Annotated in this window: 14 protein-coding genes; all 14 read left to right on the top strand. The window is 64.7% G+C overall.

What is annotated here, in order from left to right:
- Positions 1 to 122: 122 nt before the first annotated feature.
- The 14 genes from AC1VAN_RS09325 to AC1VAN_RS09260 all read left to right on the top strand — a co-directional run bounded on the left by AC1VAN_RS09325 (position 123) and on the right by AC1VAN_RS09260 (position 5,585).
- Positions 123 to 494 carry a surface-adhesin E family protein gene (locus tag AC1VAN_RS09325; protein ID WP_442251256.1) on the top strand — a complete coding sequence of 124 codons (372 nt, stop codon included), beginning with the start codon at positions 123 to 125 and terminating at the stop codon, positions 492 to 494.
- 138 nt (positions 495 to 632) lie between these two features.
- Positions 633 to 962: a hypothetical protein gene (locus AC1VAN_RS09320; protein WP_442251257.1), complete on the top strand. Its 330-nt coding sequence runs from the start codon at positions 633 to 635 to the stop codon at positions 960 to 962.
- A gap of 97 nt (positions 963 to 1,059) precedes the next feature.
- Positions 1,060 to 1,311, top strand: coding sequence for a hypothetical protein (locus AC1VAN_RS09315; RefSeq protein ID WP_442251258.1), 252 nt, complete (start codon positions 1,060 to 1,062; stop codon positions 1,309 to 1,311).
- On the top strand, positions 1,298 to 1,447 hold the full coding sequence (locus tag AC1VAN_RS09310) for a hypothetical protein (RefSeq protein WP_313251119.1): 150 nt from the start codon (positions 1,298 to 1,300) through the stop codon (positions 1,445 to 1,447). Before AC1VAN_RS09315 ends, AC1VAN_RS09310 begins: the two co-directional genes overlap by 14 nt.
- Positions 1,437 to 1,892, top strand: coding sequence for a hypothetical protein (locus AC1VAN_RS09305; protein WP_442251259.1), 456 nt, complete (start codon positions 1,437 to 1,439; stop codon positions 1,890 to 1,892). Before AC1VAN_RS09310 ends, AC1VAN_RS09305 begins: the two co-directional genes overlap by 11 nt.
- A gap of 188 nt (positions 1,893 to 2,080) precedes the next feature.
- Positions 2,081 to 2,497 (top strand): hypothetical protein, encoded by a 417-nt coding sequence (locus tag AC1VAN_RS09300; protein WP_442251260.1) that lies wholly within the window; start codon positions 2,081 to 2,083, stop codon positions 2,495 to 2,497.
- A 71-nt stretch (positions 2,498 to 2,568) separates the two neighbouring features.
- Positions 2,569 to 3,330 (top strand): phage recombination protein Bet, encoded by a 762-nt coding sequence (gene bet / locus AC1VAN_RS09295; protein WP_442251261.1) that lies wholly within the window; start codon positions 2,569 to 2,571, stop codon positions 3,328 to 3,330.
- Positions 3,327 to 4,109, top strand: coding sequence for a lambda exonuclease family protein (locus AC1VAN_RS09290; protein WP_442251262.1), 783 nt, complete (start codon positions 3,327 to 3,329; stop codon positions 4,107 to 4,109). The genes bet and AC1VAN_RS09290 overlap by 4 nt, the downstream gene beginning before the upstream one ends.
- Positions 4,109 to 4,324: a hypothetical protein gene (locus AC1VAN_RS09285; protein WP_442251263.1), complete on the top strand. Its 216-nt coding sequence runs from the start codon at positions 4,109 to 4,111 to the stop codon at positions 4,322 to 4,324. The genes AC1VAN_RS09290 and AC1VAN_RS09285 overlap by 1 nt, the downstream gene beginning before the upstream one ends.
- Positions 4,321 to 4,551, top strand: coding sequence for a hypothetical protein (locus AC1VAN_RS09280; RefSeq protein WP_442251264.1), 231 nt, complete (start codon positions 4,321 to 4,323; stop codon positions 4,549 to 4,551). Before AC1VAN_RS09285 ends, AC1VAN_RS09280 begins: the two co-directional genes overlap by 4 nt.
- The gene (locus AC1VAN_RS09275) at positions 4,548 to 4,796 is read left to right on the top strand and encodes a hypothetical protein (RefSeq protein WP_442251265.1); all 249 of its coding nucleotides are present in this window, start codon (positions 4,548 to 4,550) and stop codon (positions 4,794 to 4,796) included. Before AC1VAN_RS09280 ends, AC1VAN_RS09275 begins: the two co-directional genes overlap by 4 nt.
- A complete protein-coding gene (locus AC1VAN_RS09270) occupies positions 4,793 to 5,011 on the top strand; it encodes a hypothetical protein (RefSeq protein WP_442251266.1) in 219 nt (72 codons plus the stop codon). The genes AC1VAN_RS09275 and AC1VAN_RS09270 overlap by 4 nt, the downstream gene beginning before the upstream one ends.
- On the top strand, positions 5,008 to 5,304 hold the full coding sequence (locus tag AC1VAN_RS09265) for a hypothetical protein (protein WP_442251267.1): 297 nt from the start codon (positions 5,008 to 5,010) through the stop codon (positions 5,302 to 5,304). Before AC1VAN_RS09270 ends, AC1VAN_RS09265 begins: the two co-directional genes overlap by 4 nt.
- Entirely contained in the window at positions 5,301 to 5,585 is a 285-nt protein-coding gene (locus tag AC1VAN_RS09260) for a hypothetical protein (protein ID WP_442251268.1), read from the top strand. The genes AC1VAN_RS09265 and AC1VAN_RS09260 overlap by 4 nt, the downstream gene beginning before the upstream one ends.
- Positions 5,586 to 5,587 lie beyond the last annotated feature (2 nt).

The following is a 5,587-nucleotide window of genomic DNA, read 5'->3' as shown; positions in this document are numbered from 1 at the left end:
GTCATCGAGTGTTTGACCGACGACGAGCTGCTGGACTTGAAAGACAAAATGGAGCGAGCCAGGGAGTGCCGCGTTGAGGGCATCGGGTTCGATGAAGCAGGACTGGTCAGGGAGCAAAGACTATGATCGCGGTACTTCTAACACTCGCACTTTCCACCTCAGCAATCTCCGATCGGTGGGTTGAAGTGGGCGCCACTGTCGTTGGCGGGAGCGTCTATGTGGACAAGTCGACCGTTGTGAAGTCTGAGGACGGAACCACCGTGTGGGTGAAGTTCGTCGGAGGCGGCGAGCGGGTTTTGGGGTCTCCACTGGCAGCTGAAGCCATGGCCCGCGTGTCATTCTCTTGCTCTCAAATGACCTACTCGGTCCATGACGTTATACGTCGCGATGGTGCTGGCCGGCCGCTTCCTTCGCAGGCTGCGGACAAGGTCGGTGATCGTACGGTCGTACCAGATACGATCTACGAAGCCCTCTGGAACGCCACCTGCCGTTGAGTAGGTAGATGTTCTACCTACCGTTCGTCGGCTAATGCATAAAAATATCCCGTTCGGGATTGCGCAAGTATCCCGTTTTGCATATCGTTCTCCCAACGCCGCAGCACACCCACTCCCGGGAGCGGCTTGGAGACGAAGATGGGTCTGCACACTGCAACCGACATCGCCCGGAACGCCCAGCGGAGCTTTGATGGCCTGCTGCCGGCGGACACCGAGGTAGACAGCACTGCGCTGGAATCGCTCCGCGCTCTGCCGGCCATGCTCGAGGACGTGCTGGGCTACCAGGGCCCGACCTTCTGGGCCAAGGCCGCTCGCCTTCTGGACAGCCACAAGGATGCCGAGCTGGCCGAACTGTTCCGCAGCACGCGGGACCGGATCGTCAACGAGAAGGTTGAGGACACCGCTGGCGACGAGTCGATTTCCGCGAACGGCGCGATCGACCTGCTGCTGAAGAGGTACGCGGCATGACCGCCGCCCACCGCTACGCGCTGCGCCACACGGTCGCCTATGCGCTCGCTTTTTGCTTCGGCGTGACTGCCTGCTTGCTGGCGCAGGCGGTGCTGTCGTGAGCCGGGCCGATGCCGAGGTGGTCTTGGACACACTGATCTCGTTCGCAGCGCGTGATCTGGCAGCAGATGACCCGCGCCGCGACTTGATCACGGCCGGGCACGAAGTGGCCGCCATGTTCAACGAACTGCGCGCCGCGGCCTACGCCTCCCTGGTTGCGCGCGACTTGGCCGACCAGATGGCCGCAGACGAACGGCTGGACCGCGCTCTGGCCGCGTGCGAACCGGAGGGTCCGCATGAACCCGTTTGACCGACTGGATGCAGCCTTCGCCGCGCAGTTTGGCGCGCTGCCGCCCATCACCCCGCCGGTGTCGCTGGCCGATGCCGAAGCCCAACACGAGGCCGTGAACGGCCTATTTGCTGAGGAATCGAACGATGAGCAGTAAGCACACGCCTGGGCCGTGGGCCTATCAAGAGGACAGCGATGCCTACACGCACATCGTCCGCGGACCCAACAACCGGTTCATCTGTCAGCTCAATCAATCCACTTCCGCCGAAATCGAGGCCAACGCCCGCCTGATCGCCGCTGCGCCGGAGCTGCTGGAGGCATGCCAGACGTTCGCCGAATGGCTGCGTCGCGAGGAAGGTGTTGGCGACCTTGAAGCGCCTTGGCGCGGCAAGCGCGATACGCCGGAAGGTGAGGCGGCTTGGCGTGAGTGGTACTACGAAAACCTTCGCCTGTGCGGCTTGGCCCAAGAGCAGGCCCGCGCCGCCATCGCCAAGGCCACGGGCGCAATCGGTGCGCAGCAGCGAACGCAACCGTCCAACCATCCGCCATGCCCCGGTTGCTTCGACACCGAGTGCAACGGCGAGTGCATGGAGAACTTGTGATGCGCCTCCTGACCCTCCTCGGCTGCCGCAACCGCACCGACCTCGCCGCCTGCCTCGCCAGCTACGGCCTGCTGGGCTACCTCGCCTGGCTGATGGTCTGGCCCGCCTGAATTCCCCCGCCCTTACGGGCCCCGCGCCGGCCCGGATTCCACGACGCCGGCATTTTTCCCCGAGACCAAGGAATTGCCATGTCAGCACCCACTTTCCAGATTCCACAGGACGTCATCCAGCCGATCATCCAGGCCAACATCACGGCGGCCATTGCGCAGGCGTTGGGCGGTAGTGCGAATGTCCTGGAGAAGGCCATCAGCACGATTCTCTCCACACAGGTGGACGGCGAAGGAAAGCCGAGCAGCTACAGCCACCACTCCCATAGGAGCTGGCTTGACTGGGCCGTTGGTGACGCCATCCGCAAAGCCGCGCGCGCAGCTATCGAGGAGCAGATCGGCACGCTGCAGGCGGCGCTCAAGGAGCAGATGGTTGCCCAGCTCACGAAGAAGAACTCGCCTCTGATCAAGCAGATCGCGGAGGGCCTGGCAGCAGGCGCATTCAGCCCCGAGGCAATCAAGTGGCGTCTGACGATCAGTCCCGAAAGTCGCGACTGATCCACACCAGGCACCCGCCCGGCGGCGGCTCCGAGAGCCGGGCACCTATTCCACCTACCAGCAGAGCAGCCATGAGCAACCTCGTTCTCTCGCAAACCAAGAGCCTCGCCACGTCCCTGAACATGGGCGCCGCCGACGCGCAGGAGCTTGTCGCCGTACTGAAGGCCACCGCCTTCAAGGGCCAGGTCTCCGACGCGCAGATGACGGCCCTGCTGGTGGTGGCGAACCAGTACGGACTGAACCCGTGGACCAAGGAAATCTACGCGTTCCCGGACAAGAACAACGGCATCGTGCCGGTGGTCGGCGTCGACGGCTGGTCGCGCATCATCAACTCGCACGCTCAGTTCGACGGCATGGACTTCGAGCAGGACGAGCAGAGCTGCACGTGCTCGATCTACCGCAAGGACCGTAGCCGCCCGGTGCGCGTGACCGAGTACATGGCCGAGTGCCGCCGCTCCAACGCTGGCCCGTGGCAGTCCCATCCGCGCCGCATGTTGCGCCACAAGGCGATGATCCAGTGCGCGCGCTTGGCGTTTGGCTTCGTGGGCATCTACGAGCAGGACGAGGCTGAGCGCATCATCGAAGGCGAGGTTGTACGCGCCGAGCGCGCGCCGGCCAGCCGCACCCGTCAGCTGCCMGCCGAGCCGGAGGACACGCCCGAGCGCCAGGCGCTGTACGCGGGCCTGCAGGAGATTGCGAAGGCCGGTCTGGACGCCTATGCCGACGCGTGGGGCAAGCTGAGCCCCGAGCAGCGCAAGATGATCGGCCAGTCGGGCCACGAGACGCTGAAGGCTGAGGCGGAGCGCGCCGAGGCTGAGGAGGTCGCCCCGTGAAGCTGATCCACTGCGACCAGGGCAGCGACGCATGGCACAACGCCCGCGCCGGCGTCATCACCGCCAGCATGTTCTCCACCGCGCGCTCGCGTGTTGGCGAGCTGACCGACCAGCAGCGCACCTACGTGGATTCGGTGCTGGCCGGCATGGCGCCCAAGGCGGCTGCTGAGGCCTCCGGCTACAAGGCCGTGCCGAAGTCGGCGGTGATCGAGAAGGCGCTGGCCGGCGAGCCCATCGGCGATTTCAGCGAAGCGTCGAAGAACTACGCCTTCCGTCTGGCCGTCGAGCGCATCAGCGGTCAGCCGCTGGACGAAGGTTTCGAGACCTACGCCATGCGCCGCGGACACGAACTGGAGCCGTTTGCCCGCGCCGAGCATGAGGTGCAGTCCGGCCTGCTGGTGAAGCGCGCCGGGTTCGTCCTGAGCGACTGCGGCAACTACGGCTGCTCGGCGGACGGTTTCATCGGCGATGCCGGCGGCAGCGAATACAAGTGCTTCATCAACCCGGAGAAGCTGCGCGCCTTCCACATCGATGACGATGCGAGCGAGGTGTTCGAGCAGGCGCAGGGTTGCATGTGGCTGACGGACCGCGAGTGGTGGCACATCGGCCTGTACTGCCCCGCCCTGGTCTCGGCGAACCGCCAGCTGTGGTGGCGCCGCTTCGACCGCGACGAGGCGTTCATCGCCAAGATGCGCGCCGACCTGGATCAGTTCCGGCAGATGGTCGACGGGTTCGAGCAGTCCCTGCGCGCTGGTGATCGCCACCAGGAGGCAGCGTAATGGACGTGACGATCTACCCCAGCCACGCCAAATGCCTGCGCCGTGCCGGCCTCGCGCGCGCCCAGTTGTACGCACACGTGATCGAGGGCAAGCGCTACACCACCGCGCAGGTGGCGGAGATCCTGGGCATCTCCAACGACGCCGCCTACGAGCGGATCAAGCGCCGGGCCCACCCGCTCACGTGGGCAAGTCTGATGAAGGTTGGCCGGCCATGAAGACCTGCACGAAATGCGCCGCCCGGCTGCCGCTGCGGTTCTTCCCGCTGGTGAACGGCAAGGCCACGGCCGACTGCGCGCCGTGCCGGAACACCGACCGCCGCCTGCGCGATCCGCTGAAACCCCTGCGCGCCGATCCGCTGCAGGTCGAACTGAACCACCTCACCCACAGCTGGCAGCGCCGCACTCGTTGGCCGCTTCTGGCGCATCAGGAGACGCAACGATGAAGAACGGAGATATGCCTACAGCCCCGATGCTCAATGAGCATGGCTGCCCCCAGCATTACTCATCGATTCTGGTCCAACAGGGGCAGGTCACTGGCCTGACCAAGCGCGAACTGATCGCGGCAATGGCTATGCAGCGGTTCTTGGCAAACAAGGCCCATGCAACTCACTTCATGCCTGAGCACGACGCACGCTACTGCATCCAGATTGCCGACGCGCTTCTGGCCGAACTGGAGCAGAGCGCATGACCAGCATCCACGTACGGCCGACCTTCGACCTGGCCACGCAGGCCGAGAAGAACCGCCAGCGGCAGGAGATCGCCGACGACGTGGCGCAGTTCCTGCGCTCCGGCGGCAAGGTCCAGAAGCTAGGCAACAGCCCCATCGACCGATCCACCACCACCCGCCGCGAGGTGGTCGAGGGTGGCCACCGCAGCCGCACGAAGCAGGGAGCACGCGCATGACCACCGACAAGTCCCTTTCGGGCGGTGCACTGGACACTCTCATCGCCCTTGTGGAGAACGGACCTCTCTGGGATGGCGACCTGCCAAGCAAGTCCGGTCGGTACGAGCTGCTGGAGTTGGGCATGGCAGTGCGGATCGTGGTCAACGGCGAGGACGGCTATCAGGCAGCGACCATAGAAGGCGCACGCGCTTATTGCCTCCACTTTGGCGAAGAGCGAATCAGCGATGCCAAAGCCGCTCGAATCGCAAGGCGCTCTGTCATCAACGCCATTCATCGGAGCAAGAAGCCATGACCACCGACAAGACCCCCGCCACCCTGGCTGTTGATGTGCTGGCGGTGCTTCGTAGCCAGCTTTCATGGATTGGTCCGTGCCGTCCAGACGGCGACGAAATTGACTGCGAGCGCTGGGACCGAATCGAAGCTGCCATCGCCGCAGTCGCCAAGCTTATCGAGGCTGCGGACCGACTGGAGCGCAAAGCGATTGAACAGGCGCGCGTCACCTCATCTGTCTTCAATTCCGATCTTGCAAGCCTGCGCGTTGGCCTCGCCCGCGTCAAAGGAGAATCAGCATGAGC

This window comes from Stenotrophomonas sp. 05L44_2 (assembly GCF_056665995.1).
The sequence above is the reverse complement of the archived record's forward strand: the minus strand, read 5'-3'. Positions and strand labels throughout refer to the sequence as shown.